The organism is Streptomyces sp. NPDC045022 (genome assembly GCF_056432605.1).
Map to the genome: position 1 here is coordinate 1 of NZ_JBWKIR010000001.1, position 25,394 is coordinate 25,394.

At 71.6% G+C, this 25,394-nt stretch carries 29 protein-coding genes and 1 pseudogene; 14 read left to right on the forward strand and 16 right to left on the reverse strand.

The window, feature by feature from the left end:
• Window positions 1-78: 78 nt before the first annotated feature.
• The 4 genes from AC07C1_RS00005 to bioB all read right to left on the reverse strand — a co-directional run bounded on the left by AC07C1_RS00005 (window position 79) and on the right by bioB (window position 4,148).
• Entirely contained in the window at window positions 79-687 is a 609-nt protein-coding gene (locus AC07C1_RS00005; RefSeq protein ID WP_478935828.1) for a class I SAM-dependent methyltransferase, read from the reverse strand.
• Between the two features lie 228 nt (window positions 688-915).
• Window positions 916-1,632, reverse strand: coding sequence for a dethiobiotin synthase (gene bioD / locus AC07C1_RS00010; RefSeq protein WP_478935829.1), 717 nt, complete (start codon window positions 1,630-1,632; stop codon window positions 916-918).
• A gap of 1 nt (window position 1,633) precedes the next feature.
• Window positions 1,634-2,923, reverse strand: a complete 1,290-nt coding sequence (locus AC07C1_RS00015) for an adenosylmethionine--8-amino-7-oxononanoate transaminase (RefSeq protein WP_478935831.1) — start codon at window positions 2,921-2,923, stop codon at window positions 1,634-1,636.
• Window positions 2,916-4,148 carry a biotin synthase BioB gene (bioB, locus tag AC07C1_RS00020; protein WP_478935832.1) on the reverse strand — a complete coding sequence of 411 codons (1,233 nt, stop codon included), beginning with the start codon at window positions 4,146-4,148 and terminating at the stop codon, window positions 2,916-2,918. Before bioB ends, AC07C1_RS00015 begins: the two co-directional genes overlap by 8 nt.
• Before the next feature lie 147 nt (window positions 4,149-4,295).
• On the opposite strand from bioB, the gene AC07C1_RS00025 reads away from it, so the two are divergent.
• A complete protein-coding gene (locus AC07C1_RS00025; RefSeq protein ID WP_478935833.1) occupies window positions 4,296-5,423 on the forward strand; it encodes an 8-amino-7-oxononanoate synthase in 1,128 nt (375 codons plus the stop codon).
• A 73-nt stretch (window positions 5,424-5,496) separates the two neighbouring features.
• On the opposite strand, the gene AC07C1_RS00030 is transcribed toward AC07C1_RS00025, so the two are convergent.
• Entirely contained in the window at window positions 5,497-5,721 is a 225-nt protein-coding gene (locus AC07C1_RS00030) for a DUF397 domain-containing protein (protein WP_478935834.1), read from the reverse strand.
• Window positions 5,722-5,730: 9 nt separating this feature from the next.
• Window positions 5,731-6,591: a helix-turn-helix domain-containing protein gene (locus AC07C1_RS00035; protein WP_478935836.1), complete on the reverse strand. Its 861-nt coding sequence runs from the start codon at window positions 6,589-6,591 to the stop codon at window positions 5,731-5,733.
• Between the two features lie 213 nt (window positions 6,592-6,804).
• Between AC07C1_RS00035 and AC07C1_RS00040 the strand changes: the two genes are divergently transcribed.
• Window positions 6,805-7,263: an ATP-binding protein gene (locus AC07C1_RS00040; RefSeq protein ID WP_478935837.1), complete on the forward strand. Its 459-nt coding sequence runs from the start codon at window positions 6,805-6,807 to the stop codon at window positions 7,261-7,263.
• A gap of 13 nt (window positions 7,264-7,276) precedes the next feature.
• Here the strand turns inward: AC07C1_RS00040 and AC07C1_RS00045 are convergent, their stop codons facing one another.
• Window positions 7,277-7,513 (reverse strand): LysR substrate-binding domain-containing protein, encoded by a 237-nt coding sequence (locus AC07C1_RS00045; protein WP_478935838.1) that lies wholly within the window; start codon window positions 7,511-7,513, stop codon window positions 7,277-7,279.
• Window positions 7,514-7,869: 356 nt separating this feature from the next.
• Here AC07C1_RS00045 and AC07C1_RS00050 point away from each other — a divergent pair.
• Window positions 7,870-8,010, forward strand: a pseudogene (locus AC07C1_RS00050) (LysE family translocator); the annotation flags it as partial.
• 7 nt (window positions 8,011-8,017) lie between these two features.
• Here the strand turns inward: AC07C1_RS00050 and AC07C1_RS00055 are convergent.
• The 3 genes from AC07C1_RS00055 to AC07C1_RS00065 form a co-directional block, all read right to left on the reverse strand.
• Window positions 8,018-8,491, reverse strand: a complete 474-nt coding sequence (locus AC07C1_RS00055; RefSeq protein WP_478935839.1) for a C40 family peptidase — start codon at window positions 8,489-8,491, stop codon at window positions 8,018-8,020.
• A gap of 575 nt (window positions 8,492-9,066) precedes the next feature.
• Complete coding sequence (locus AC07C1_RS00060) at window positions 9,067-9,375, reverse strand: hypothetical protein (RefSeq protein ID WP_478936551.1); 309 nt, start codon at window positions 9,373-9,375, stop codon at window positions 9,067-9,069.
• A gap of 7 nt (window positions 9,376-9,382) precedes the next feature.
• The gene (locus AC07C1_RS00065; RefSeq protein WP_478935840.1) at window positions 9,383-10,018 is read right to left on the reverse strand and encodes an ATP-dependent Clp protease proteolytic subunit; all 636 of its coding nucleotides are present in this window, start codon (window positions 10,016-10,018) and stop codon (window positions 9,383-9,385) included.
• 88 nt (window positions 10,019-10,106) lie between these two features.
• Between AC07C1_RS00065 and AC07C1_RS00070 the strand changes: the two genes are divergently transcribed.
• The 8 genes from AC07C1_RS00070 (at window position 10,107) to AC07C1_RS00105 (ending at window position 16,853) form a co-directional block, all read left to right on the forward strand.
• A complete protein-coding gene (locus tag AC07C1_RS00070; protein ID WP_478935841.1) occupies window positions 10,107-10,382 on the forward strand; it encodes a type II toxin-antitoxin system Phd/YefM family antitoxin in 276 nt (91 codons plus the stop codon).
• Window positions 10,383-10,610: 228 nt separating this feature from the next.
• Complete coding sequence (locus AC07C1_RS00075; protein WP_030339960.1) at window positions 10,611-10,913, forward strand: urease subunit gamma; 303 nt, start codon at window positions 10,611-10,613, stop codon at window positions 10,911-10,913.
• 10 nt (window positions 10,914-10,923) lie between these two features.
• Entirely contained in the window at window positions 10,924-11,235 is a 312-nt protein-coding gene (locus AC07C1_RS00080; RefSeq protein ID WP_478935842.1) for an urease subunit beta, read from the forward strand.
• Window positions 11,228-12,949, forward strand: coding sequence for an urease subunit alpha (locus tag AC07C1_RS00085; RefSeq protein ID WP_478935843.1), 1,722 nt, complete (start codon window positions 11,228-11,230; stop codon window positions 12,947-12,949). Before AC07C1_RS00080 ends, AC07C1_RS00085 begins: the two co-directional genes overlap by 8 nt.
• Window positions 12,949-13,623: an urease accessory protein UreF gene (locus AC07C1_RS00090; protein ID WP_478935844.1), complete on the forward strand. Its 675-nt coding sequence runs from the start codon at window positions 12,949-12,951 to the stop codon at window positions 13,621-13,623. The genes AC07C1_RS00085 and AC07C1_RS00090 overlap by 1 nt, the downstream gene beginning before the upstream one ends.
• A 60-nt stretch (window positions 13,624-13,683) precedes the next feature.
• Window positions 13,684-14,361, forward strand: coding sequence for an urease accessory protein UreG (ureG, locus tag AC07C1_RS00095; protein WP_478935846.1), 678 nt, complete (start codon window positions 13,684-13,686; stop codon window positions 14,359-14,361).
• Window positions 14,358-15,119: an urease accessory protein UreD gene (locus AC07C1_RS00100; protein ID WP_478935847.1), complete on the forward strand. Its 762-nt coding sequence runs from the start codon at window positions 14,358-14,360 to the stop codon at window positions 15,117-15,119. Before ureG ends, AC07C1_RS00100 begins: the two co-directional genes overlap by 4 nt.
• Before the next feature lie 138 nt (window positions 15,120-15,257).
• Complete coding sequence (locus AC07C1_RS00105) at window positions 15,258-16,853, forward strand: alpha/beta hydrolase (protein WP_478935849.1); 1,596 nt, start codon at window positions 15,258-15,260, stop codon at window positions 16,851-16,853.
• A gap of 49 nt (window positions 16,854-16,902) precedes the next feature.
• On the opposite strand, the gene AC07C1_RS00110 is transcribed toward AC07C1_RS00105, so the two are convergent.
• From AC07C1_RS00110 to AC07C1_RS00135, 6 genes are all read right to left on the reverse strand, one after another.
• Window positions 16,903-17,916, reverse strand: coding sequence for an NAD-dependent epimerase/dehydratase family protein (locus AC07C1_RS00110; protein WP_478936552.1), 1,014 nt, complete (start codon window positions 17,914-17,916; stop codon window positions 16,903-16,905).
• Between the two features lie 73 nt (window positions 17,917-17,989).
• Window positions 17,990-18,715, reverse strand: coding sequence for a lysophospholipid acyltransferase family protein (locus tag AC07C1_RS00115; RefSeq protein WP_478935851.1), 726 nt, complete (start codon window positions 18,713-18,715; stop codon window positions 17,990-17,992).
• 363 nt (window positions 18,716-19,078) lie between these two features.
• A complete protein-coding gene (locus AC07C1_RS00120) occupies window positions 19,079-20,101 on the reverse strand; it encodes a LacI family DNA-binding transcriptional regulator (protein ID WP_478935853.1) in 1,023 nt (340 codons plus the stop codon).
• 74 nt (window positions 20,102-20,175) lie between these two features.
• A complete protein-coding gene (locus AC07C1_RS00125; protein WP_478935854.1) occupies window positions 20,176-21,012 on the reverse strand; it encodes an ATP-binding cassette domain-containing protein in 837 nt (278 codons plus the stop codon).
• On the reverse strand, window positions 21,009-22,007 hold the full coding sequence (locus AC07C1_RS00130) for an ABC transporter permease (RefSeq protein ID WP_478935855.1): 999 nt from the start codon (window positions 22,005-22,007) through the stop codon (window positions 21,009-21,011). Before AC07C1_RS00130 ends, AC07C1_RS00125 begins: the two co-directional genes overlap by 4 nt.
• A 154-nt stretch (window positions 22,008-22,161) precedes the next feature.
• Window positions 22,162-23,178: a substrate-binding domain-containing protein gene (locus tag AC07C1_RS00135; protein ID WP_478935856.1), complete on the reverse strand. Its 1,017-nt coding sequence runs from the start codon at window positions 23,176-23,178 to the stop codon at window positions 22,162-22,164.
• Window positions 23,179-23,423: 245 nt separating this feature from the next.
• On the opposite strand from AC07C1_RS00135, the gene AC07C1_RS00140 reads away from it, so the two are divergent.
• The 3 genes from AC07C1_RS00140 to AC07C1_RS00150 all read left to right on the forward strand — a co-directional run bounded on the left by AC07C1_RS00140 (window position 23,424) and on the right by AC07C1_RS00150 (window position 25,312).
• Window positions 23,424-24,416 carry a carbohydrate kinase family protein gene (locus AC07C1_RS00140; RefSeq protein WP_478935857.1) on the forward strand — a complete coding sequence of 331 codons (993 nt, stop codon included), beginning with the start codon at window positions 23,424-23,426 and terminating at the stop codon, window positions 24,414-24,416.
• Complete coding sequence (locus AC07C1_RS00145; RefSeq protein WP_478935858.1) at window positions 24,413-24,706, forward strand: putative quinol monooxygenase; 294 nt, start codon at window positions 24,413-24,415, stop codon at window positions 24,704-24,706. The genes AC07C1_RS00140 and AC07C1_RS00145 overlap by 4 nt, the downstream gene beginning before the upstream one ends.
• A 204-nt stretch (window positions 24,707-24,910) precedes the next feature.
• The gene (locus AC07C1_RS00150) at window positions 24,911-25,312 is read left to right on the forward strand and encodes a DUF6153 family protein (protein WP_478935860.1); all 402 of its coding nucleotides are present in this window, start codon (window positions 24,911-24,913) and stop codon (window positions 25,310-25,312) included.
• Window positions 25,313-25,394 lie beyond the last annotated feature (82 nt).

The following is a 25,394-nucleotide window of genomic DNA, read 5'->3' on the forward strand; positions in this document are numbered from 1 at the left end:
GCCGCTCAAACGGGCCGAGCACCGCAACCGGACACCACCCGCACGGAACACCGTGACCATCACCCGACAAGGCACAACCTAAGTCACCGGCATTGGGCCTAGCCGGAACCCCGCCTCGCGCAGGGCGGCGACCGGGTCCCGGGACAGGTGACAGCCGCCGTTCAGCACGGGCCACAGGGTGCGGTCCAGGGCCTGCTGGGTCAGCGTCATCGCCCGGCCGCCGCCCCGCCCGTGCTCGAAGAACCGCACCTCGCCACCCGGCCGGAGCACCCGCCGTACCTCGCCCAGCGCCCGCGCCACGTCCCGCACGCTGCACAGCACCAGCGACAGCACGGCCGCGTCGAAGGCCTCGCTCTTGACGGGCAGTGCCTCCGCCGCACCCGGCGCCACGTCCACCGGCACCTGGGCCCGCAGCGCGGACTCCAGCGCCAACTGCCGCAAGCGCGGCTCCGGTTCGATCGCGACCACCTCCGCGACAGCGCCGGGATAGTGCCCGAAGTTCAGCCCGTTGCCCGCGCCGATCTCGATGACCCGCCCGGACAGCCCGGCGAGCAGCCGCTCACGCACCCCGGCCATGCCCAGCCGGGTCTCGGCACCGACGCTGAGCCGGGCGTAGTAACGCGCGAACAGCGGGTGGTGGACGGGACCGCGCGCCACCGTGCCGGAACCGGTCGACAACAACCGCATGGCAGCCTCCCCGCACCGTTCGAACCTACGGTGATTGTCCCCCGTACGGCCCCGCCGAACGCCTCCCGCGAGGAAGTCGGGCGGCTGCGCGGCCGGCACAGGGCTCCCGGGACCGGTCAGTCGCCCGTGACCTCGACAGGATCCGGGGCCGGCGGACAGGTGGCGGGCGCCTTCCACCCGGGGCGGCAGAAGCCTTGGCACGCTCTGCCGCGCCAGGCCGGACAGGTGTCAGGGCGCCTCCCGGACACGGAACGCCTCCGCGTCCCAGGTTCCGTCCAGCCGCGGCGCCAGCCAACTCGGCGCCGCCGCGCGGAAGCCGGCCGGAGGCAGTGCCCCGGCCCCGGCGGGCAGCGCGCCGAGCAGCGGGGCGTCGGCGACCTCCGGGAGGTCGGCGACATTGCAGCGCGAGGCGAGGTCCGGGTCGCCGGGCCAGCTGCCGATCACCACACCCGCCAACTCCAGGTCGCGCCGCCGTAGTTCGCGGGCCGTCAGTTCGGTGGCGTTCAGGGTGCCCAGGCCGGCCGGGGCGACGACCAGTACCGGCGCGTTCAGCAACCGGGCAGTGTCGGCCAGCGTGCCGCCCGCCGCGTCGAACCGGACGAGCAGCCCGCCCGCCCCCTCGACCAGCACCAGATCGTGCTCGGTGGCCAGCTTGGCGGCCCGGTCGGCCACCTCGTGCGGGTGCACCGGCGCCATGCCCGCCCGCCTGGCCGCCGTACCCGGCGCCAAGGGCTCGGGATAGCGGGCCAGTTCGGTGGCCGTGACCGGCCCCGCGAGCCGTGCGACCTCGTCCGCGTCTCCGCGCTCGTCCGGTCGTACCCCTGTCTGGGCGGCCTTCAGTACCGCCACCGAGCGCCCGGCCGCCAGGGCCGCGGCGGCGACGGCGGCGGTGGTGACGGTCTTGCCGACCTCCGTGCCCGTCCCCGTGATCACCAGTACCGGCATCTCATCCCTCCCGCGCCGCGGCGCACACCGCGCGCGCGATCCGTGCCACGTCCTCGTCCGAGGTGACGTACGGCGGCATCGTGTAGATCAGGTCGCGGAAGGGGCGCAGCCACACGCCCGCCCGTACGGCCGCCCGGGTCGCGGCGGCCATGTCGACCTCGTGGTCGAGCTGGACGACCCCGATGGCGCCCAGCACGCGGACGTCCCGCACCCCGGGCAGGTCCGCGGCCGGCGCCAGCCCCTCGCGCAGCCCGGCCTCGATCCGCTTGACCTCCGACAGCCAGTCCTGGCCCAGCAGCAGGCCCAGGGAGGCGCAGGCCACGGCCGCCGCCAGCGGGTTGCCCATGAACGTCGGGCCGTGCGCGAGCACCGGCACGGCGCCCCGCGAGATGCCGTCGGCGACCCGCGCGGTGCACAAGGTGGCCGCCATCGTCAGATAGCCGCCGGTCAGCGCCTTGCCCACGCACATCACGTCAGGGGTGACGGCCGCGTGGTCCGCCGCGAAGAGCGCGCCGGTGCGGCCGAAGCCGGTGGCGATCTCGTCGAACACCAGAAGTACGTCGTGCGCGTCACACGCCTCGCGCAGCACCCGCAGATAGGCGGGGGAGTGGAAGCGCATGCCGCCCGCGCCCTGGACCACCGGCTCCACGATCACCGCGGCCAGCTCGTCCGCGTGCCGTGCGATCAGCTCGCGCAGATGCTCCGCGTACGACTCCTCGAACTGCGCCGGCGGCGCGTCCGCGAAGACCTGGCGCGGAAGCACGCCGGTCCACAGCTCGTGCATCCCGCCCTCGGGGTCGCACACCGACATCGGGTTCCAGGTGTCGCCGTGGTACCCGCCACGCCAGGTCAGGAGCCGCCGCTTGCCCGGCCGGCCGAGCGAGCGCCAGTACTGGAGGCACATCTTCACGGCGACCTCGACCGACACCGACCCCGAGTCGGTCAGGAAGACGTGCTCCAGGCCGTCGGGCGAGATGTCGACAAGGAGTTTCGCGAGCCGTACGGCGGGCTCGTGCGTGAGCCCGCCGAACATCACGTGGCTCATCCGGCCCAGCTGCTCGCGCGCCGCCTCGTCGAGGACCGGGTGCTGGTAGCCGTGGATGGCCGACCACCACGACGACATCCCGTCGACCAGCTCGCCCGAGCCGTCCGCGAGCCGCAGCCGGACCCCGCTCGCCGACTCCACGACGAGCGGTTCGACGCGTCCGGGCATCGGCCCGTAGGGATGCCAGACGTGCCGCCGGTCCAGCTCCAGCAGCTCCGGCACGCTCAGGGGGGCCAGGTCAGGCATTGGGGGCGAGGTCCGTTCCGGCGCCCCGGCGGCGGACGGCGACGAGATCGGGGCGCGCCTCCTGCGCGGCAGACGCGGACGGCACGGCCGCCGTACCGCACACCCCGCCACCGGCGTGGGACCCGCACCCGGCCTCGGCGTGCGAGCCGCAGCCCGCCTCCGCGTGAGACCCGCATCCGGCGCTTTCGTGCGACCCGCACCCGCCGCCCGCGGCGGCCGTGGCCCGGTGCTCCGGCAGCGTGATCTGCCCGGCGCCCTCCACCTCGAACCCGGCGTCCGCGATCATCTCCAGGTCGGCCTTGCCGGCCTGGCCCTCGCTGGTCAGGTAGTCGCCGAGGAAGATGGAGTTGGCCAGGTGCAGCGCGAGTGGCTGCATCGTGCGCAGATGGACTTCACGGCCGCCCGCGATGCGGACCTCCACGTCCGGGCAGACGAAGCGGACCATCGCGAGGATGCGCAGGCAGCGCTGCGGGGTGAGGTTCCATTCCTTGGCGAGCGGGGTGCCCTCGAACGGGATCAGGAAGTTCACCGGCACCGAGTCCGGGTCCAGTTCGCGCAGCGAGTAGACGACGTCGACCAGGTCCTCGTCGCTCTCGCCCATGCCCGCGATCAGACCGGAGCAGGCGGACAGACCGGCCGCGTGCGCCTTGTGCACCGTGTCCACCCGGTCGGCGTACGTGTGGGTGGTCGTGATGTCCCCGTACGTTCCCTCGGACGTGTTGAGGTTGTGGTTGTAGGCGTCCGCGCCCGCCTCGCGCAGCCGTTCGGCCTGGCCGTCGGAGAGCAGACCGAGGCAGGCGCACACCTCGACGCCCTCGTTCTGCTCCTTGATCGCCTTGATGGTGTCCGACACCCGGTCCACGTCCCGGTCCGTCGGGCCGCGCCCACTGGCGACCAGGCAGACGCGTTTGGCGCCTCCCGCCAGACCGGCGGCGGCCGCCTCGGAGGCCTCGTCGGGCTTGAGCCAGGTGTACTTCAGGATCTCGGCCTTGGAGCCCAGCCGCTGGGAGCAGTAGGAGCAGTCCTCGGGGCACAGCCCGGACTTGAGGTTGACCAGATAGTTGAGTTTCACCCGGCGCCCGAACCAGTGGCGGCGTACCTTTCCGGCCGCGGCCACCACATCGAGCAGGTCGTCGTCGGAGGTGGCCAGAACGGCGAGTGCTTCCTCGCGGGTCGGCAGCTCGCGCCGAAGCCCCTTGTCCACCAGCGTGTTCAGCAGGTCCATGAGGTCCGATCCTGTCCTACGGGACGCCTTGGGGCCAAGGTGAGATCGCACAACGGAGACCGTTCACCGTGTGGGTATTGCCACACCCTGGGTGGCCGGCCGTGCCGCTAGGGTCTGTCCGCTACCTACAAAAGCACCGGAGGACCCATGGCGTTCGGCTGGATCGACGAGCAGGCCGAGGCGCGCCGCCGCGCCGGACTCGTGCGTACCCTGCGCCCGCGCCCCGCCGACTCGCCGCTGCTGGACCTGGCGAGCAATGACTACCTGGGCCTCGCGCACCACCCGGAGATCACCGAAGGGGCGGCGCGGGCCGCCCGGACCTGGGGTGGCGGCTCCACCGGCTCCCGGCTGGTCACCGGCACCACCGAGCTGCACACCGAGCTGGAGCGCGAGCTGGCCGCCTTCTGCGGCTTCGAGGCCGCCCTGGTCTTCTCCTCCGGTTACGCCGCCAACCTGGCCGCGGTCACCGCGCTCGGCCCGCACGGCTCCCTGATCGTCTCCGACGCGGGCAACCACGCCTCGCTCATCGACGGCTGCCGGCTCGCCCGGGGTGACGTCCAGGTCGTCGGCCACGCCGACCCCCAGGCGGTGCGCAAGGCCCTGGCCACGCACGAGGAAGCGGCGATCGTCGTCTCCGACACGGTCTTCTCGGTCGACGGGGACATGGCACCGCTGGCCGCCTTGGCCGAGGCGTGCCGCGAGCACGGCGCGGGCCTGGTCGTGGACGACGCCCACGGTCTCGGCGTGCTGGGCGACGGCGGCCGGGGCGCGCCGTACGCGGCCGGGCTGGCGGGCGCCGACGACGTGGTCGTCACGGCCACTCTGTCGAAGTCGCTGGGCAGCCAGGGCGGTGTGGTGCTCGGCCCGGCCCGGGTGATCGACCATCTGGTCAACGCGGCCCGGACGTTCATCTTCGACACGGGTCTGGCTCCGGCGGCGGCCGGGGCCGCCCTGGCCGCGCTGCGGCTGCTCGTGCGCGAACCGCAGCGGGCGGCGCGGGCCCGTGAGGTGGCCGCGGAGCTGCACGCACGGCTGACCGCCGCGGGTCTGGAGGCGGTGCGTCCGGACGCCGCGGTGGTCTCCGTGCGGGCTCCGTCCCCGGAGCAGGCGGTGCGCTGGGCGGCCGACTGCCGTACGGCGGGGCTGGCCGTGGGCTGCTTCCGTCCCCCTTCCGTGCCCGACGGCATCTCACGGTTGAGGCTGACCGCCCGTGCGGACCTCTCCGGGGCCGAGATCGAACGCGCTGTACATGTGATCGGCGAGACGCGACCATGAGTCGGCGTGACACGGCCGTGTCGAGATTTGACCGGATCTGGTCAGTGATCGGTCGGGTGGGAGGGGAGCGTGGTCACCGCAGCGCGGTCACGAACCCCGCCCAGCTCTCCGGGGAGAAGAGCAGCGCGGGTCCGGCCGGGGCCTTCGAGTCGCGCACGGCGAGCAGTCCGGCCGAGGGTCCGGAGTGCGGCCGGGCCGTCTCCACACAGTTGTTGGCTCCCGTGCTGTAGCTGCTGCGCAGCCAGTGCACGTCGTGCAGGTCGGTACTGGCAGGGACGTTCCGAGGCAGTGCTGACATGGTGCCTCCTTACGCGCCGTCACCTATTCCGGCGATGTAGTCCAACGAGTCATGGGGTGAAAGGGCGTGCAGCTGAAGAGTGGTGAAGGCCTCGGAGTAGGCCAACAGGTCTTCTTTCCGTTCGAGGTAGAGGCTACTCGTCAACTGGTCGAGAACAACCACATCTAGATCAGAAGTGCTCGGAAATGAGAAGATAACGAAAGGTCCGGTGAGGCCGACATGCGCTCCGGCGGTGTACGGCAGCACCTGGAGCCGTACTTGGGGCAGCCGGGCGGCCTCCAGCAGCCGCTCCAGCTGCCGGGCCATCACCTCGGGACCGCCGACCTCACGCCGCAGCACCGCCTCGTCGAGCACGGCGCACAGCCGCAGCGGCGGGTTCGAACGCAGCACGTCCTGCCTGGCCAGCCGCACCTCGACCAGCGCGTCCAGGCGTTCCTCGTCCAGATCCTTCACGGCCGCCCGGGTCACCGCGCGGGCGTACTCGGCCGTCTGCAGCAGGCCGGGCACGACCGTGGTCTCCAGGGTGCGCATCGCGCTCGCCTGCGACTCCAGGCTGATGAAATCCCGGTACGTGGGGGGCAGTACCCCACGATAGGCGTGCCACCAGCGGTCCTGGCCACCCGCGTCCTCGGACCCCGCCAGCATCAGCAGCAACTCGCGCAGGTGCCCGTCCCGCACCCCGTAGGCGTCCAGCAGTAACCGCAGGTCGGCCGGTTTCACCCCGCTGGCGCCGGTCTCGATGCGGCTCACCTTCGACTGGTGCCAGCCGACCAGCTGGGCCGCCTCGCCGCTCGTGAGCCCGGTTCCGGTACGCAGCGTGCGCAGTTCGGCGCCCAGTTTGCGACGGCGCACCGCCGGCCCGTTCTGCATGGGCTGCTCCCTACTCCTTCCGGGCCGCCCCAACACGGTCTCGCGTCGCAGAGTTCACCGCATCGAGCGACAGATATATGCACATCTTGGTGGATCGCTCCCCGTGACCGGCCCGGTGATGGCAGTCTGGCGACGAAGCACCAGTCCGGGACCGTACTCGAACCTTCCGCTCCATGTCGGACTGCGGCCCCGTGGGAAAGGGACGACGTCGCCATGGCAGACCATCTGGAAGCATCCGTCACTCTGCCGAGCGATCCCGCCTCGGTCTCCGCTGCCCGCACCTACGTGGTGGGGACCCTCGCGGAGTGGGGCCTGCCGTCGGACACCGAGGTGGCCGACACCGTGCGGCTCATCGTCTCCGAACTCGCCACGAACGCCGTACAGCACACCTTCGGACAGTCACCCACCTTCACGGTCGACCTCGCGCTGGACCGCGACGAACACCTGCGCATCGGTGTCACGGACAGTCATCCCCGCTTCCCCAAGAGACTGCCCGCCGCCGTCCAGCAGGACAACGGGCGCGGCATGGTCATCATCCGCTTTCTCACCGCGGAGTGCGGCGGCAGACTCCGCGTCCGCCCCACCCGCGAGGGCGGCAAGACGGTCTCCATCGAACTGCCCTGGACGATGCCGGCCGAGCCGGTCACGCCGGCGGGGCAGCAGGAGCCGTGACCCCGGACCCGCCTCATGGGTCCTGACCCCGGGTTCCCGTACTCCGCCCCGCCCGGCCGAAGGCTCCCCGCAGCAGGGCCCGGAACGCGTCCGCGGCCGGAGAGGTCTCGGCAGTGCGGTGGGCCACCGAGATCGTGCGGCGCAGACGGCCGTCGGCCAAGGGGCGCACGCCGACCGGTGTGGTCGCGGTGCGCGCCACCATCTCCGGTACGACGGCCACCCCGAGCCCGGCGCTGACGAGCGCGCACACCGCGGCGTACCCGGGACGGCACCAGCAGCGCCGGTGCGGCCCCGGCCCCGGCCGGCAGGGCCTCGAAACTCCCGCCGGGCCGGATGCTGTGGCGCCATGCTGATCAGCGGCTGCCCGGCCGGCTCCGCGAGCGGCAGCCGGGCGGAGGCGCTGCTCAGGGCGTGCCCCGGCGCGGTCACCAGCACCAGTTCCTCTTCCAGGACCGGATCCAGACACACCGCGGACGGCACGGGCACGGGCTCGGCCGGGTGGTAGGTGTGGGGCAGCGCCGGATCCACCTCGCCGGCCGCCACCGCCGTCACCCCGGCCGGTGGATCCCGGCGCCGACTTCCCCGTGGTGGTCCGCAACGCGCTCGTTCCAGGTGGTCGCCCTGCTGGTGGACCGGCTCGGCCGATGGCTGCGCCGGCCCCGGGCCGCCCGTGGGCTCCAGGCGGGCACCGGGGTGGCGCTGACGGTGCGGGGAGCGGCCCTGCTGCTGGAGCCGCTCCTGCCCTGAGGGCCGGTCAGCTGACCCGGCCGTACCAGACGCTCTTGGTCCAGATCTTCTGGAGCCGCACCACGTCACCGGTCCTGGGGGCGTGCCAGATCTTGCCGTGACCGGCGTAGATGCCGACGTGGTAGACGCTGGAACCCGAGTGGAAGAACACCAGATCGCCGGCCTTGCGGCTCCGGGCGGAGATGTGGTGCGTCTTGTTGTACTGCTGAGCGGCGGTGCGCGGCAGTTTCTTGCCCGCCTTCTTGAACGAGTAGAGCGTCAGCCCAGAGCAGTCGAACCGGCGCGGCCCGGTGGCCCCGTAGCTGTACGGAGCGCCCTTCTTGGAGGCCGCGATCTGCAGTGCTTTCGTGGCCGTGGCCGCGGCCGAGGCGTCGGTGGCGAGACCCGGTACCGCGATCGAGCCGCCCACGGCGGCGAGGGTGAGTGCCGAGGCCGTGCCGGCCCGGGCCATCAGTGACGGGACGCGATTGAGCGCAGTCATGCGCAACCCTTCGTCAGCCGCCTGTGAAGGATGACCTGTCGGATTCGGGCTGGCGAAGTTGCCCGGCCGCGTTGCCGCGGCTTCACCCCAAGGGCTGCTCGGAACGTCCGGCCGTCTGCGACGAGCAGACGAACATCCGTACCGGCGACCCGCCTTGCCTGGGTCCTCCACTCCTGCCGATCCACTCCTGTCGACCGGGCATCCGGGCGGCGGCAGGACTCGGCGTCCGCCCGGATCGCCCCGCCGCTGTGGCGGGGGCTTGTCGTCAGTCAGGGATCTTCACTCACCGCTGTCCGAAAATCCCAATGAAACCGGGGTTTTGTGGCGTTACTCACCACTCACCCGTTCGGGTGGACAGTGCTGTGTTCGAGGCGCCGTCAGGTCCCGGGCGTAGCCCCGGACCTGGGGCGGAATGCCTCTTGGTGCGCCATGGACGGTCCTCGCGCGCAAGTCGGGAGGCCCGGAAATCGATCTGGATGTACACCGGTCGGCGGTACGCCGTTCGGGCCGTTTCAACTACGGCCCGAACGACGCGTCGACGCCGTGGCCCGTGCCGGGCCGGACGCGTGTCCCGGTCAGCCGACGCAGTCGGGCGGGAGCACGACGCGCGCAGTACGGCGTTCACCGTCCAGCACCCGCAAGGCCCGTGCCAGCGTGTCCCCGTGCAGCTCCGTCTCGCCCCGCTGATGCATCAGCACGAGGGCGTCGCGCAACTCCGCCGCCTTGCGCACCAGAGCCTGCGCCGCGCGCAGCCCGCGGTAGGTGTCCCCGTCCCGGGCCGGGTTGATCCTGCCGAGCAGGTCGACCGCCTCCAGGTATCGGTCGATCAACTCACCCTCGGCGCGCGTCAGCGCGGGCAGCGGCGGCAGTTCCGGCGGCAGCATCCCGGGCTCACCCGCCATCCGGGGCGCCCGACATGGTCCGGCGGCTGGGCACGACGCCGTCCACCAGGCCGTAGGCCAGCGCTCCGGGCGCGTCCAGGACCAAGTCCCGCTCCAGGTCCCGGTGCACCTGCTCCGCCGTGCGCCCCGTGTGCCGTACGAGCATCTGTTCCGTCAGCGCGCGGGCGCGGGCCAACTCGTCGGCCTGGATCACCAGGTCACTGGGCTGGCCGCGCACCGGCTCGGGGAGTGCGGGCTGTTCGAGCACCATGCGTGCGCCCGGGAGCGTGAACCGCTTGCCCGGGGTGCCGGCCGCGAGCAGCACCGCGGCGACGGACACGGCCTGTCCCAGGCAGTACGTCGCCACGTCGCAACCGACGTACCGCATCGTGTCGTAGATCGCCGTAAGCGCGTCGAACGAGCCGCCCGGCGAGTTGATGTAGAGCGTGATGTCCCGGTCGGGGGCCGCGTGTTCGAGGTACATGAACTGCGCCGTGACGTCGTTCGCCGCGGCGTCGTCGACCGGCGTCCCCAGGAAGACGACCCGGTCCTCGAAGAGCCTCCCGTAGGGATCGAGCGTGCGCGCACCCGTCCCCGTGCGCTCGGTGAACTCGGGCAGGACATGACGGGCGGACGGTCGGGACATGGACATACCCCTCCTCAAGGCGCGGCCCCCTGTGGGGCTCGACTTCTGTAAAAAATGTACAGGACGTACGTGACGTTATGATGGGGGCATGGCCTACGAGATTCCGGTGACCCAAGCCAGGGCTGAGCTCGCCGACCTGATCAACCGGGTGGTGTACGGCGGTGAGCGCGTCGTCGTGACGCGGCACGGCAAGCCTCTGGTCGCGCTGGTCTCCGCCGCCGATCTGGAGCGGCTCGACGCGCTCGACGAGCCGGCCGAGGAGCAGATCGTCAGCACGGTGTCGGGGGTCCGTGAGACCGGTTCCGCCAATGAACAGCGCCGGTTCGGGATCGCGGCCGAGCATCGCGGGCCCGGCGCGTCGTGAGCCGGTCCGGTATGCGGGCGGCCATCGCACGGTCATGAGTGGATCAAGGTCTGGTTAACGTCGCTGAAACTCCGGCGTTCTAGCCTGCCGATCCATGCCACCAGGGGTTATTTCTGCCCGGGTTGACGATGATCCCGGGGATTTGTCTGCGTGTTACACCTATCCCCGTCGCGGTGGCTGCGGCAACCGGACCCCGCACGGTCCGGAGCAAGGACGGTGAGGTGGGACGTGCAACTGACCCCGCACGAGCAGGAGAGGCTGCTGATCCATGTGGCGGCCGACGTGGCCGAGAAGCGCAGGGCCCGCGGGCTGAGGCTCAACCACCCGGAAGCGGTCGCCCTCATCACGTCGCACATCCTCGAGGGCGCCCGGGACGGCCGTACCGTCGCCGAACTGATGTCCTCCGGTCGCAAGATCCTCACCAGGGACGACGTCATGGACGGGGTCCCGGAGATGATCCACGACGTCCAGGTGGAGGCCACCTTCCCGGACGGCACCAAGCTCGTCACCGTCCACGAGCCGATCATCTGAGGGGCCCGCGATGATTCCCGGAGAGATCCTGTTCGCTGACGACCCCGTCCTGTGCAACGAGGACCGCGAGGTCACCCGCCTGACCGTCCTCAACGCCGCCGACCGGCCCGTCCAGGTCGGCTCCCACTACCACTTCGCCGAGGCCAACCCCGGCCTGCGGTTCGACCGCGCCGCCGCACGCGGCAAGCGGCTGAACGTCGCCGCCGGTACCGCAGTCCGCTTCGAGCCCGGCATCCCCGCCGACGTCGAACTCGTGCCCCTCGCCGGCGCCCGGATCGTGCCGGGCCTGCGCGCAGAGACCGGAGGCGCTCTCGATGCCTGAGATCTCCCGCGCCGCCTACGCCGACCTGTTCGGCCCGACCACCGGTGACCGTATCCGGCTCGCCGACACCGATCTGCTGATCGAGATCGAGGAGGACCGCTCCGGCGGCCCCGGGGCCTCCGGCGACGAGGCCGTCTTCGGCGGCGGCAAGGTCATCCGCGAGTCCATGGGCCAGTCCCGGGCCACCCGGGCCGAGGGCACCCCCGACACCGTGATCACCGGTGTCGTCATCGTCGACCACTGGGGCATCGTCAAGGCCGACGTCGGCATCCGCGACGGCCGGATCACCGCCCTCGGCAAGGCCGGCAACCCCGACACCATGGACGGCGTCCACCCCGACCTGGTCATCGGACCGGAAACCGAGATCGTCGCGGGCAACGGGCGGATCCTCACCGCCGGCGCCATCGACGCGCACGTCCACTTCATCTGCCCCCAGGTCGCCGACGAGGCGTTGGCCTCCGGCATCACCACCCTGGTCGGCGGCGGCACCGGCCCCGCCGAAGGATCCAAGGCGACCACCGTGACGCCCGGCCCCTGGCACCTGGCCCGCATGCTGGAGGCGATGGAGGCCTACCCGGTCAACGTCGGCCTCCTCGGCAAGGGCAACACCGTCTCGCACGAGGCGATGCTCTCCCAGATCCGCGGCGGCGCCGTGGGCCTCAAGCTGCACGAGGACTGGGGCTCCACCCCGGCCGTCATCGACGCCGCGCTCACCGTCGCCGACCGCACCGGCATCCAGGTCGCCATCCACACGGACACCCTCAACGAGGCGGGGTTCGTCGGCGACACCCTCGCCGCGATCGCGGGCCGGGGCATCCACTCGTACCACACCGAGGGTGCGGGCGGCGGGCACGCGCCGGACATCATGACCGTGGTCGCCCAACCGAACGTGCTGCCCAGCTCCACCAATCCGACCCGGCCGTTCACCGTCAACACCGCCGAGGAACACCTCGACATGCTGATGGTGTGCCACCACCTCAACCCGGCGGTCCCGGAGGACCTCGCGTTCGCCGAGTCCCGCATCCGGCCGTCCACCATCGGCGCGGAGGACATCCTCCACGACCTCGGCGCGATCTCGATCATCTCCTCCGACTCCCAGGCCATGGGCCGCGTCGGGGAGGTCGTCCTGCGCACCTGGCAGACGGCCCATGTGATGAAACGCCGCCGCGGGGCACTGCCGGGCGACGGCCGGGCGGACAACCACCGGGTACGGCGCTATGTCGCCAAGTACACGATCAACCCGGCGCTCGCCCAGGGCCTCGCCGCCGAGACCGGCTCCGTCGAGCCCGGCAAGCTGGCCGACCTGGTGCTGTGGGAGCCCGCGTTCTTCGGGGTCAAACCGCTCCTCGTCATCAAGGGCGGGCAGATCGCGTACGCGCAGATGGGCGACGCCAACGCCTCCATCCCCACCCCGCAGCCGATCCTGCCCCGCCCCATGTACGGTGCGATCGGCCGGGCCCCGGCCGCCAACTCCGTCAACTTCGTGGCACACGCGGCGATCGAGGACGGGCTGCCGGAGCGGCTGCGGCTGGGCAAGCGGTTCGTGGCGATCGAGTCGACGCGCGCGGTCACCAAGGCCGACATGCGGGAGAACGACGCCCGGCCGGACGTCCGGATCGACCCCGACAGCTTCGCCGTGCACATCGACGGCGAGCTGGTGGAGGCGGCTCCGGCCGCCGAACTGCCCATGGCCCAGCGTTACTTCCTCTTCTGATGTCCAGGGCAGCACTGCTCGTCCTGGCCGACGGCCGTTTCCCCGCCGGAGGGCACGCGCACTCCGGCGGGGCGGAGGCCGCCGTCAAGGCGGGCCGCATCACGTCCGCCGCGAGCCTGGAGGACTTCTGCCGGGGCCGGTTGCACACCACCGGTCTGGTCGCGGCGGCGCTGGCGGCGGCGGCCGTACTCGGCTTCGACCCGCGCGAGTTGGACGCGGCGGCGGATGCCCGTACGCCATCGCCCGCACTGCGGGCCGCCGCGCGCCGGCTCGGGCGGCAGCTGATGCGGGCGGCACGGGCGAGCTGGCCTTCGGCCGAACTCGACGTCGTGGCACGGGAATTCCCCAAGGGAGTGCACCAGCCGGTCGTCCTCGGCCTCGCCGCCCGGGCGGCCGGGCTGGGGCCCGAGGACGCGGCCTACTGCGCGGTGTACGAGAGTGTGAGCGGGCCGGCCACGGCCACGGTCCGCCTGCTCAGCCTCGACCCGTTCGACGCGACCGGCGTACTGGCCCGGCTGGCGCCGGAGCTGGACCGGGTGGCGGATGCGGCGGTCGAGGCGGCCCGCGGAACGCTCGATGGGGGAGCCGACGCCCTGCCCGCCGCGTCGGGGCCCCTGCTCGAGGTCGGTGCCGAGTGGCATGCGGCCTGGCCCGTGCGGCTGTTCGCGTCGTAGATACGCCCACCCACCCGTCCGACCCGGTCGGACGCGAAGTTCTCGATACCGGAGCCGTACATGCACCTCGACCACACCCACCCCGGTCCCGCCGCCCTCAGCGCGGACGCCCACCGGCCCGACGGAAACCGGCGGGCCCTGCGCATCGGCCTCGGCGGGCCGGTCGGATCGGGCAAGACCGCCACCGTCGCCGCGCTCTGCCGGGCGCTGCGCGAACACCTGTCCCTCGCGGTCGTCACCAACGACATCTACACCCGTGAGGACGCCGAGTTCCTGCTCCGGGAGGCCGTCCTGCCGCCCGAGCGGATCACCGCCGTGGAGACCGGCGCCTGCCCGCACACCGCGATCCGGGACGACATCTCCGCCAACCTCGAAGCCGTCGAGGACCTGGAGGACGCGGTCGGCCCGCTGGACCTGATCCTCGTCGAGTCCGGCGGCGACAACCTGACCGCGACCTTCTCGAGAGGGCTCGTGGACGCGCAGATCTTCGTGATCGACGTGGCCGGCGGCGACGACATCCCACGCAAGGGCGGGCCCGGCGTCACCACCGCCGACCTGCTCGTCGTCAACAAGACCGACCTCGCCCCGTACGTCGGCTCCGACCTCGCCCGGATGGCCGCCGACGCCAAGGCGCAGCGAGCGGAACTCCCGGTCGTCTTCCAGTCGTTGCGCGGCGGCACCGGGGTCGCCGACGTGGCCGCGTGGGTGCGTCAGCGGCTCGCCGCGTGGACGGCATGACGGCCACCGGCGTCCGGGCCGGCGCGCGGATCGTCGCCCGCGCCGACGGACGCGGCGGTACGGCGCTGCCCGTGCTGGACGGCGAGGGGCCGCTGGCACTGCGCCGCACCCGGGCGACCGGCGCCGAGGCGAAGGTCATGGTCGTCGGCGCGATGAGCGGCCCGCTCGGCGGCGACCGCTTCACGCTGGCCGCGCGGGTGGAGGAAGGTGCTCGGCTGCACGTCGGCTCGGCCGCCGCCACCATCGCGCTGCCGGGCCAGGCCAAGGGCGAGGCCCGCTACGACGTACGGCTCGACGTGGCCGACGGCGCCGAACTGCACTGGCTGCCGGAGCAGTTGATCTCGGCCGGCGGCAGCGACCTGTACGTCACCACGCGGGCCGAACTCGGTGCCGGGGCGCGGCTCGTGCTGCGCGAGGAGCAGGTGCTCGGGCGGACCGGGGAGGAACCCGGGCGGCTCACCAGCCGGATGACCGTACGGGTCGCCGGACGGACCGTGCTGGACCAGGCGCTGGCCTGCGGACCCGGCGCGCCAGGGGGCTGGGACGGTCCCGCCGTGCTGGCCGGTCACCGTGCTGTGGGCCAACTGGTCGTCGCTCGGCCCGAGTTCGCCGAGCAACCGGCTGCCGCCCGGATGCTGGGGGAGTGTGCCGCACTGATGCCGCTCGCCGGGCCCGCCGTCCTGGTCAGCGCGGTGGCCCCCGACGCGTTGCGGCTTCGGCGGCTGCTGGACGAGGCGCTGGCACTGCTCGGCCGGTGAACCTCGCCCCGTTCAGCGGGACATGATCGTCCGGTTATCGGATTGGTAAAGAAGGGTGGCGCCCCCTGTTCCCGGACAGCTCACAGCCGAGAGGATCCCCGCCTGACCACTCGCAGCGAAATACGGGGAGGGGCCCCCTTGAGGGAGAACAGACCGAAGAGCCGTCTGCTGGCGCTCGGTTCGGCCGGAGCACTCGTCACCGCCACCCTGATCGCCGGCGCGCTGGCCGCGCCCGCGGCCGGCGCCGACAGCCGGTACGGCCAGGACCGGGAGGCCAAGGGCGCCGCGACAGCCGCCGCCCGGGCCGCCAAGGCCGGCATCCACTGGCAGGACTGCCCGGCCGACTGGGGGCTGGAGAAGCCCATCCAGTGCGGCTGGGTCAGCGTGCCGCTCGACTACGCCCACCCCTACGGCAAGCAGATCAAGCTCGCCGTGGACCGCATCGGCAACACCGGTACCAAGAAGGAGCGTCAGGGCGCGCTCATCTACAACCCGGGCGGCCCCGGCGGCTCCGGCCTGCGCTTCCCGCGCCGGGTCACCACCAAGAACGCCATCTGGGCGAACGTCGCCAAGGCCTACGACTTCGTCGGCTTCGACCCGCGCGGCGTCGGCCACTCGGCGCCCATCTCCTGCGTCGACCCGCAGGAGTTCGTCAAGGCGCCCAAGGCCGACCCGGTGCCCGACACCGAGGCCGACAAGAGCGCGCAGCGCAAGCTGGCCCGTGAGTACGCGGAAGGATGCGCCGAGCGCAGCGGCGCGATGCTGCCGCACATGACCACGCCGAACACCGCCCGCGACCTCGACGTCATCCGCGCCGCGCTGGGCGAGAAGAAGCTCAACTACCTCGGCGTCTCCTACGGCACCTACCTCGGCGCCGTCTACGGCACCCTCTTCCCGGGCCACCTGCGCCGCATGATCGTCGACAGCGTGGTCAACCCCTCGCGGGAGAAGATCTGGTACCAGGCCAACCTGGACCAGGACGTCGCCTTCGAGGGCCGCTGGAAGGACTGGGAGGACTGGGTCGCCGCGAACGACGCCGCCTTCCACCTCGGCACCACCCGCGCCGCCGTCCAGGCCAAGTGGCTCCAGCTGCGCGCCACCGCCAAGAAGAACCCCATCGGCGGAGTCGCCGGCCCGGCCGAGCTGATCTCCTTCTTCCAGAGCGCGCCGTACTACGACTCCTCGTGGGTGCCGGTCGCTGCGGCCTTCAGCAAGTACTACGCCGGTGACCCCCAGCCGCTCATCGACGCGGCCACCCCGGACCTCACGGACACCGCGGGCAACGCGGCGGCGGAGAACAGCAACGCGGTCTACACGGCCGTCGAGTGCACCGACGCCAAGTGGCCCACCAGCTGGCGCAAGTGGGACCGGGACAACACCCGGCTCAACACGAACTACCCGTTCATGACCTGGGCCAACGCCTGGATGAACCTGCCGTGCGCCACCTGGCCGGCCAAGCAGCGGACCCCGGTCGAGGTCAAGACCCACAAGGGCCTGCCGAAGGTGCTGATCGTGCAGTCCACCCGGGACGCCGCCACCCCGTACGACGGCGCCGTCGAACTGCACAAGCGCTTCAAGGGCTCCCGCCTGATCACCGAGAAGGACGCGGGCTCTCACGGCGTGACCGGCCTGGTCAACCCCTGCATCAACCAGCGCGTCGACGCCTACCTGCTCGACGGCGAGCTGGACGGCAAGGACGTGACCTGCGGCCCGCACGCCACACCCCAGCCGTAACCCTCCGGTACGGCGACGAGGGGCGGCCGGACTTCCGGCCGCCCCTCGCTCATGCCCGCAGCCAGGCGTCCTCCGCCGCGTAGTCGAACAGGTCGCCGTAGGCCCGGACCATCTTCGGGTACGCCGCCCGCCAGTCCCCTCCGGCAAGCTGCCGTTCGATCCACGCGACGGTCTCCGGCAGTGACTCGGCGTACCGGACCACCGGGCGGTAGCCCAGCTCGCGCTCCGCCGCCGACATGTCGACGACGACCGGGTGCGGCACCGACCACGGGGTCTCGCCCACCCGGGGTGCCGGGGGAGGGCCGTCGACCAGCACCGTCTCGTTCTCCACGCCCATCACGGCGTCGATCGCCGCGGCGATCCCGGCGACCGTGGGCGCCTCGGCGTCGCAGGCGTTCAGGACCCGCGAGCCGGGGCGCGCGGCCGCCAGGCGGATCAGTTCCGCGATGTTGTGCGCACTCGCCGGATGGAAACGGCTCTCGCCGCGGTAGGCGAGCACGCGCCTGCCCCGCCCGTCCAGGTTCCGCTTGACGAAGTACAGCTCGCGCGGGCTGCGGCAGTACGGCCCGTGGACCGCGCCCGCCCGCAGCAGGGTGGCCGGGAACCGGTCGCCCGCGGCGAGGAGCGCACGCTCCAGAGCGACCTTGCGGGTGCTGTACGTGGCCTCGCCGGGGGCCACTGTCGGCTGGGTCTCCGGCACGGGCACCGGGTACTCGGGGAAGCCGTCCGGCTGGTCCTGGGTGTCGAAGCCGCGGCCCTTGCCGTCCTCGTACACCGACACACTGGAGACCACGACGGCCGATCCGACCCGGTCGGCGAGAGAGGTCAACTGCCGGGCGTGTTCCGGTCCGTAGGCGACGATGTCGACCAGCACGTCACATCCGTCGCCCACCACCTCCGCCAGGGCCCGCCCGTCCTCCCGGTCGAGCCGCACCGCCCGCACCTCCGCGGGCCAGCTCTCGTCCCGGCCCCCGCCGTGCGAGGCGGCCGTCACCTCCCAGCCGTCCCGCGCCAGCGCGTTCACCGCCGGACGCCCGATCTGCCCGGTCGCTCCGATCACCACAGCACGCTTCATGCCGCGACCGTACGGCCACCGGGGTGCCCCCGCCACGGTGTTCTGCTGCCGGCAGAGGAGGTCACCCGAGGGGTGCCCGCGGGAACCTGCGCCCCTTCCCGACCTTCTCCGCCGCCTGCCGTTCCTTGACGACGGCCGCGTACTCGTCGACGTACTCCTGCTCGGACAGTGTCAGGATCGCGTAGATGATCTCGTCGGTGACGGCCCGCAGGACCGCCTTCTCGCTCTCCATCCCGGCGTAGCGGGAGAAGTCGAGTGCCTTGCCGAAGCGGATGGTGACCGGGTGGATCCGCGGGAGCTTCCTGCCGGGCGGCTGCGCCTCGAACGTCCCGATCATCGCGCAGGGCACGACCGGCACCCCCGCCTTCAACGCCATCACGGCGACGCCCACCTTGCCTTTGTACAGCCGGCCGTCATGCGAGCGGGTGCCCTCCGGATAGATGCCCAGCAACTCGCCCTTGCCCAGCACCCCGAGGCCCTCGCGGATCGCGTCCTGCCCCGCTTCCTTGCCGGAGCGGTCCACCGGGATCTGCCCGGCGCTGCGGAAGAAGAACGCGGTGAGCCGTCCCTTGACGCCCCCTCCGGTGAAGTACTCCGCCTTGGCGAGGAAGGTGATGCGTCGCTTCAGCATCGCCGGCATCAGGAAGTGGTCGGAGAAGGACAGATGGTTGCCGGCGACGATCGCGGGACCCTCGGCGGGAACGTTGTCGAGGCCTTCGATCCGGGGCCGGAAGAACAGTCTGAGCAGGGGGCCCAGCAGCACGTACTTGAGCAGGTAGTAGAACACGGCTCGCTCCTCACGTAACCAGCTTCCCCGCGGGACCGGCTTTTCCCCGGGGCAGGGTAAGGACCACGGAAACGGACTGATGCGCACTGTGGTCATCTGTAGCCACGTTCAGCCGGTCTCATGCTGACCCCGTACCGACGGTTAGTCAGGCGTGGACGCCGCACCTGGGCAGCCGGAGAGCGGCGGCCGCTGTTCGGGGCGCCCCAGGATCGCAACGGCTACCTGCACGGTGCCGCACCCGACGCCGGCTTCACGGCTGTCGCTCCTCTGCCGCGGCGATCCCAACTGTGCTCGCTTACCACCCGAGCCTGCTGAGGCCACCTGAGCGTGGTCCCGGCTCTTCGGGCGACAGGGGCGAGCCGCCTACTGCTCGGGCGCGGGTTGCTCTCCGGAGCCTCGGACGATCAGGCGGGTCGGGACGGTGATCGTGCGGGCCCGCGAGCGGTCGCCGTCGAGGCGGGCCAGGGCGGTGGCGGCGGCAGAGCGGCCGATTTCCTCGGGATCCTGGGCCACGACGGTCAGGGCCGGTTCCAGCGCCTCGGCGAGCGATACGTCGTCGAAGGCGACGAGGGCCACGTCCTTGCGCTTGCTGCGGGCGAGCTCGGCGACGATTCCGAGCGCCATGATGTTGTTGCCGGCGAACAGGGCGGTGGGGGGATCGGCCAGGTCGAGCAGCTTCGACGCCGCGGCCTCGGCCCCCTGCTGGTCGTGCGCGCCGACGACGAGCGAGCGGTCGTAGGGGAGGTCCGCTTCCCGCAGGGCCTCGCGATATCCGGCGAAACGTTCGCGGCGGGTGTAGAGCTTTGTGGGCAGGTCGCCGAGGAAGCCGATGCGCCGGTGCCCGTGGGCGATGAGGTGGGCGACGCCGTCGTGGGCGCCTGCTCGGTTGGAGCTGACGATGCTGTCCGTGGCCAGGCCGACTCCGGGTCGGTCGAGGAAGACCACGGGCAGCCCCGCCGTGCGGTGTGGCTTGAGATGGGAGTGGTCGGCACCGACGGACGGCACGACGATCAGGATGCTCACACGTCGGGCGAGGAACTTGTCCGTCAGCGCGCGTTCCCGGTGGGCGTCGTCTGCGGAGGAGCCCATGAGCAGGGTCAGGCCGCGATCGCGGACCGTGTCCTCGATGGCGCGGGCCACGGCTCCGAAGAAGGGGTTGCCCAGGTCGGGAATGACCAGGCCGACGGTGGTGTCCGGGCCGCCGACGCGGATGTTGCGTGCCATGAGGTTCGGCTGGAAGCCGAGCTTGGCCACTGCGGCGAGAACCTGCTCCCTGGTCTCCGCCGAGACGGGGCCGTCCTCGTTGAGGACGCGGGAGACCGTCTTGGCGCTGACGCCCACTTCGCGGGCGACGTCGGCCAGGGTGGGGCGGCGGTTCGCTGCCATGGGGGAAACATCTCCTGTGCTCGTCGGTTCCGGCCGCGGCCTCGGCCGGAAACTGCGAGAGCTGGGTTGTGTTGTCAGGTGGCCTGGACTCCGGCGGCCTTCGCGGCATCCGAATCCGCGACGACAGTACCTCCGGCTTCGTCCAGGGTGAGGGCGCCGGTCATGATGGCGACGACCTCCGCCATGGAGTAGTCCGACGGCTTGATCAGAGCGGCCCGCCGACCCAGCCGGTGGACGTGGATCCGGTCGGCGATCTCGAAGACATGGGGCATGTTGTGGCTGATCAACACGACCGGCATACCCTTGTCGCGGACGCGGCGGATGAGGTCCAGCACCTGACCGGACTCCTTGACTCCGAGGGCCGCGGTGGGTTCGTCCATGACGACGACACTGCGTGCCCAGGCGACGGAGCGGGCCACCGCCACGGCCTGCCGCTGCCCACCGGAGAGCGTCTCCACCGCCTGCGACAGCGAACGCAGCCCGATCTTCAGGTCGGCCATGTGTTCGGCGGCCTCCTGACGCATGCGCTTCTTGTCGAGCATGCGGAAGACGTTGCCGAGGACGCCCGGGCGGCGCAGCTCGCGCCCGAGGAACATGTTCGAGGCGATGTCCATGGAGGCCGCCACGGCGAGGTCCTGGTACACCGTCTCGATGCCATGGGCGCGTGCGCTCTGCGGGCTGGAGAAGGTGATGGGCTCCCCGTTCAGGCGTATCTCGCCCGCGTCCGGTACCAGAGCCCCGGTAAGGGCCTTGATCAGGCTGGTCTTGCCGGCTCCGTTGTCGCCGATGACGGCGAGCACCTCGCCGGGCAGCAGGTCGAAGTCGGCGCCGTCGATGGCGGTGACGTGGCCATAGCGCTTGACCAGACCGCGGGCCTGCAGGACAGGAGTGGGGGAAGTGGTGGCGGTCATCGGGCCCTCTTCCGGGAGATCTGGTCGACGGTCACCGCGAGGATCACCAGGACGCCGGTGATCAGGGTCTGGTAGATGGAGGCGACGCCCATCAGCTGCAGGCCGTTGCGGAAGACGCCGACGATGAGGACGCCGATGAAGGTGCCCAGGACCGATCCGCGTCCGCCGAAGAGGCTGGTGCCGCCGAGGACCACGGCGGTGATGCTGTCGAGGTTCTCGGTCTGGCCCGCCTGCGGGTCGCCGACTCCGGTGCGCGAGATGAGCAGCAGGGCTGCGATGCCGTACAGCAGTCCGGCCACGGTGTAGATGCCGATGGTCAGGCGGGAGGTGCGGATGCCGTTGAGTCGCGCCGCCTCCTGGCTGTTGCCCAGGGCGTAGACGTGCCGGCCCCAACCGGTGCTGCTCAGCGCGTACGCGAGGAGAAGGAACAGGACGATGGTGACAAGGGAGCCGTAGGTGATGTCGGTGTGGCCGAGCGGGAAGGTCTGCCCGAGGGCCGTCAGTGGCCCGGGCAGGCTGGTGACGGTCTGCTCCCCGGAGTAGATGTGGGTCAGCGCGAAGGCCACGTTGAGCATGCCGAGGGTGACGATGAACGGGGGCAGCGGGATCTTCTGCACCAGCAGCCCGTTGAGCAGGCCGAAGCCGCCGCAGACCGCCAGGCCCAGCGCGACGGCGAGGAGCGGGGGCAGGGTTCCCTCGGCCGCCATCCTGGCCATCATGATGCTGCCGAAGGCCATCACGGCCCCGCACGACAGGTCGATGCCCGCGGTGAGGATGATCAGTGTCTGGCCGATGGCGAGGGTGCCGACGACCATGACCTGCTGCACGATGAGCGAAAAGTTGCCGCCCGTGAGGAACTGGTCGGTCGAGAGCGAGAAGAAGGCACAGGCCAGGAGGAGGGCGACCAACGGGCCGGTGGTTGGCGCCGTGAGCAGTCTGCGGGCCGTGGTCGGCGCTTTGAGCCCGGCGTACGGCGTTGTGGTCGTGGCTGTCATACGGAGTCCTTGTCGGAAGACAGATGTGCTTGTCCGTCCTCGTAGCAGAGTCGGAGGACAAGGAGACGAGGGGGCGGCCGTCCCTGGTCGGGGAGGAGGGGCCGGCCGCCCCGCTGAGGGGGAGAGGCGGAGTCGTACGGTCCTGGGGGGCGGCTCAGCCCCAGCAGTTCTGCAGGCCGAACGCGGTCTCCTTGGACGTGACTCCGGCCTGCGCCTTGGCGGTGATCAGGTTGACGCCCGTGTCGGTGTAACCGGACGCCTTCTTGCCTTTCTTGGCGTACGTCACCACGGCCTTGACGCCCTCGGCGGCCATCTTCAGCGGGTACTGCTGTGAAGTCGCGGCGATCTTCCCGTCCTTGACCGCCTGGGTACCGGTGCAGCCGCCGTCGACCGAGACGATCAGGACGTCCTTCTCCCGGCCCTTGGCCTTCAGTGCGGTGTACGCGCCCAGGGCGGCCGGCTCGTTGATCGTGTAGACGAGGTTGATGCCGGGGTCCTTCTGGAGGCAGTTCTCCATCGCCGTCTGGCCCTTGGCCTGGTCGCCGCCGGTGTCCTGGGCGCAGGCGACGTCCTTGTCGGTGGCGCCGAAACCCTTCAGGAACCCGTTGTGCCGCTGCACGCCCACGGAGACGCCCGGCGCGAGGTCGAGGGTGGCTATCTTCGCCGTCTTGCCCTTCATGGCGGCCTTCGCGTACTCGCCGATCAGCTCGCCGGCGTTGAGGTTGTCGGTGGCGAAGAGGGCGTCGACCGCGCTCTGCGGTTCGGTCGGGGTGTCCAGGGCGATGACCAGGACCCCCTTGGCGCGGGCCTTCTGGACCGCGGGCACGATCGCCTTGGAGTCGCTCGGGGTGATGAGGATGCCCTTCACCCCGGCGGCCACCATGTTCTCGATGGCGGTGACCTGACCGGCGTTGTCACCGTCGAACTTGCCCGCGGCGGTCATCAGTTGGACGCCGTCCGTCTTGGCGGCCTTCTCCGCGCCCTCCTTCATCTTCACGAAGAACGGGTTGGTGTCCGTCTTGGTGATCAGTCCGACCTTGATGCTGCCCGGGCCGGAGCCCGAGGAGCCCGATCCGGAGCCGGAGCCGCAGGCCGTCAGCGTGAGGGCCGCGACGCCTGTGACCGCGGCGGCTCTGAGCAGGGAGGAGGACAGACGAGTGGTGCGAGGCATGATCGACTCCTGTGGGATAGCGAGCGGCACGGTGTTCAGAAACAAGCCGCCCGGTCGTGTCATCGTTGACTTATGTCAACGTTGACACCGCCTGGCGAGGATGATGGACTCCGAATCCCGGCAACGTCAATGCCTTCCACTCGTCACGAATCGGCAACGTCCGTGACTGCCGGCCCGCGTAGCTGATCAGCGGCTGTGCCGCGACGCGCCCTCTGCACCCGTACTTCTCGAGAGAAGAGCAGCCCATGAGCCCGCGCCAGATCACCGTCCTGGGAGAGTGCGTCGCCGACGCCTTCACCGAACCCGCAAGTGCCTTGGACGAACTCACGCTTCGGGTGCTGCCAGGCGGCGGGCCGGCGAATACGGCGGTGGCTCTGGCCCGGCTGGGCACCCCGGCCCGCTTCCTGGCGCGCCTGTCCGCCGACGTCTTCGGGCGCCTGTTCCGGGCCCACCTCGAAGCGTCCGGCGTGGACCTGTCGTACGCCGTCGCGGCCGCCGAGCCCAGCACGCTGGCCGTGGCGGAGCTGGACGCCCAGGGGCAGGCTGCGTTCTCGTTCCACGCGCAGAACACGGCCGACTGGCAGTGGACTTCAGAGGAACTGGCGCGGGTGGATCTGTCTGTGTCGGCCTGTGTGCACACCGGTTCCCTGGCGCTGGTCCGTGAACCCGGCGGGGCGGTGGTGGAGGAGTTCCTGGCGGCGGCCGCACCGCGCGCCACCATCAGCATCGATCCCAACGTCCGGCCGCTGCTGGTCGGCGTCGACGCCTACCGGGAAGGGCTGGCGCACTGGTGCCGCCTCGCCGACATCCTCCGGCTGAGCCAGGACGACCTGGAGCTTCTCCTGCCGGGTACGCCGCCCGAGCAGGCGTGCGACAACTGGCACGCCGCAGGGGCGCGGCTCGTCGTGATCACGCTTGGCGCCGACGGTGCTCTGGCCTCGCTCGACGGCGAGCGTCTGCACGTGCCGGCTGTGGCCACGCGGGTCGTCGACACGGTCGGCGCGGGGGACTCCTTCACCGCCGGGCTGCTGCACCACCTCGGTGCCCGCGGCCTTCTCGGTGGCCGACTGACCGGCCTCGACCTCGACGCTGTCGCGGAAGCATGCCGGTTCGCCACTCGGGTCGCGGCCCTGACCTGCTCGGTTGCCGGCCCCAACCCGCCATTGCAGAGGCAGTTGGCCGCGGCACAGGAACTCCTGCCGCGACTGACCCCGACCACGGAGGAGATCACATCGTGAGCAAGACCCTGCTCGCCGAGTTCACCGCCCGCGAGGGAGCGGAGGACGAGGTCGCCCGTCTCATCCTGGACTACGCCAAGAAGGTGCGTGAGGAGGACGGCAACCTCGCCTTCGACGTCTACAGCAAGGCGTCCCACCCGCGCGCCTACTGGATCTTCGAGGTGTACCGGGACGAGGACGCGTTCCAAGCCCACCTGAAGGCCCCGTACGGCGGCCCGTTCAACGGGGCACTCGCCCCACTGATCGAGGAGGATGCCTCGGTGCTGACCTTCCTCGATCCGGTGACCTGACGTCCCCGCTCCGGTGACCGACATCGACCGGACCCGCTCCCGAGGGCCCGGTCCTACCTGTGGCCGGTTCACCGGGGCGTCGCGGGCATGAGCGCGCCCGGCGCCCGCGCGCCGGATCCCCGACGAGGGCGCCCGGGCCGTCCCGGCCGTCCGGACGGTGAGCCCCGGACGGTCGGCGACACCCGTTCTCGTACGATGTCCCCCATGCTCAGCACCCCACGGCACGCCCCGCGACCGCCCCAGCGGCGGCACCGCGCGCTGCTCGTGCTGACGGTGCTGGCCGGGCTGCTGGGCATGCACGCCCTCGCGCCCGGCGGAGGCATGGGACACCCGGAGCACACCCGCTCCGCGCACAGGGCCGTCGCCGTCGCCATGTACGACGACTGTCCCGGTGGCGACGGTCACTGCGGCGGCCACCAGCCGCACCACGCCGACCCGACCTGCGCGTCGGGCGCGGTGAACGGCGGCCCGCAGCCGCCCGCCCTGTTCCCGGACCCCGTCGCCGTCCCCGTACCGGCGCACCTCGCACGCTCCCGTACGGCCACGGCGCCGGAGGGCGCCCGCGCCCCGCCCTCCCTGGCCGAACTCCAGCTCCTGCGGATCTAGAGGCCGCCACGGCCCCGGACAGCCCCTTTCGGCGGAACGTCCGCAGCCGTGCCCACGCGTGCCCGAAATCAACCGAGACCAG

Bases quoted from the DNA above. Each gene is read 5' to 3' on its own strand.
- AC07C1_RS00035 (WP_478935836.1), bottom strand. From the start codon at position 6,591: ATGCAGAACGGGCCGGCGGTGCGCCGTCGCAAACTGGGCGCCGAACTG.
- AC07C1_RS00055 (WP_478935839.1), bottom strand. From the start codon at position 8,491: ATGACTGCGCTCAATCGCGTCCCGTCACTGATGGCCCGGGCCGGCACG.
- ureG (WP_478935846.1), top strand. From the start codon at position 13,684: ATGCACCTCGACCACACCCACCCCGGTCCCGCCGCCCTCAGCGCGGAC.
- AC07C1_RS00025 (WP_478935833.1), top strand. From the start codon at position 4,296: ATGGCGTTCGGCTGGATCGACGAGCAGGCCGAGGCGCGCCGCCGCGCC.
- AC07C1_RS00080 (WP_478935842.1), top strand. From the start codon at position 10,924: ATGATTCCCGGAGAGATCCTGTTCGCTGACGACCCCGTCCTGTGCAAC.
- AC07C1_RS00140 (WP_478935857.1), top strand. From the start codon at position 23,424: ATGAGCCCGCGCCAGATCACCGTCCTGGGAGAGTGCGTCGCCGACGCC.
- AC07C1_RS00120 (WP_478935853.1), bottom strand. From the start codon at position 20,101: ATGGCAGCGAACCGCCGCCCCACCCTGGCCGACGTCGCCCGCGAAGTG.
- AC07C1_RS00150 (WP_478935860.1), top strand. From the start codon at position 24,911: ATGCTCAGCACCCCACGGCACGCCCCGCGACCGCCCCAGCGGCGGCAC.
- AC07C1_RS00125 (WP_478935854.1), bottom strand. From the start codon at position 21,012: ATGACCGCCACCACTTCCCCCACTCCTGTCCTGCAGGCCCGCGGTCTG.
- AC07C1_RS00065 (WP_478935840.1), bottom strand. From the start codon at position 10,018: ATGTCCCGACCGTCCGCCCGTCATGTCCTGCCCGAGTTCACCGAGCGC.
- AC07C1_RS00005 (WP_478935828.1), bottom strand. From the start codon at position 687: ATGCGGTTGTTGTCGACCGGTTCCGGCACGGTGGCGCGCGGTCCCGTC.
- bioB (WP_478935832.1), bottom strand. From the start codon at position 4,148: ATGGACCTGCTGAACACGCTGGTGGACAAGGGGCTTCGGCGCGAGCTG.
- AC07C1_RS00030 (WP_478935834.1), bottom strand. From the start codon at position 5,721: ATGTCAGCACTGCCTCGGAACGTCCCTGCCAGTACCGACCTGCACGAC.
- AC07C1_RS00130 (WP_478935855.1), bottom strand. From the start codon at position 22,007: ATGACAGCCACGACCACAACGCCGTACGCCGGGCTCAAAGCGCCGACC.
- AC07C1_RS00040 (WP_478935837.1), top strand. From the start codon at position 6,805: ATGGCAGACCATCTGGAAGCATCCGTCACTCTGCCGAGCGATCCCGCC.
- bioD (WP_478935829.1), bottom strand. From the start codon at position 1,632: ATGCCGGTACTGGTGATCACGGGGACGGGCACGGAGGTCGGCAAGACC.
- AC07C1_RS00135 (WP_478935856.1), bottom strand. From the start codon at position 23,178: ATGCCTCGCACCACTCGTCTGTCCTCCTCCCTGCTCAGAGCCGCCGCG.
- AC07C1_RS00100 (WP_478935847.1), top strand. From the start codon at position 14,358: ATGACGGCCACCGGCGTCCGGGCCGGCGCGCGGATCGTCGCCCGCGCC.
- AC07C1_RS00015 (WP_478935831.1), bottom strand. From the start codon at position 2,923: ATGCCTGACCTGGCCCCCCTGAGCGTGCCGGAGCTGCTGGAGCTGGAC.
- AC07C1_RS00090 (WP_478935844.1), top strand. From the start codon at position 12,949: ATGTCCAGGGCAGCACTGCTCGTCCTGGCCGACGGCCGTTTCCCCGCC.
- AC07C1_RS00060 (WP_478936551.1), bottom strand. From the start codon at position 9,375: ATGCTGCCGCCGGAACTGCCGCCGCTGCCCGCGCTGACGCGCGCCGAG.
- AC07C1_RS00070 (WP_478935841.1), top strand. From the start codon at position 10,107: ATGGCCTACGAGATTCCGGTGACCCAAGCCAGGGCTGAGCTCGCCGAC.
- AC07C1_RS00085 (WP_478935843.1), top strand. From the start codon at position 11,228: ATGCCTGAGATCTCCCGCGCCGCCTACGCCGACCTGTTCGGCCCGACC.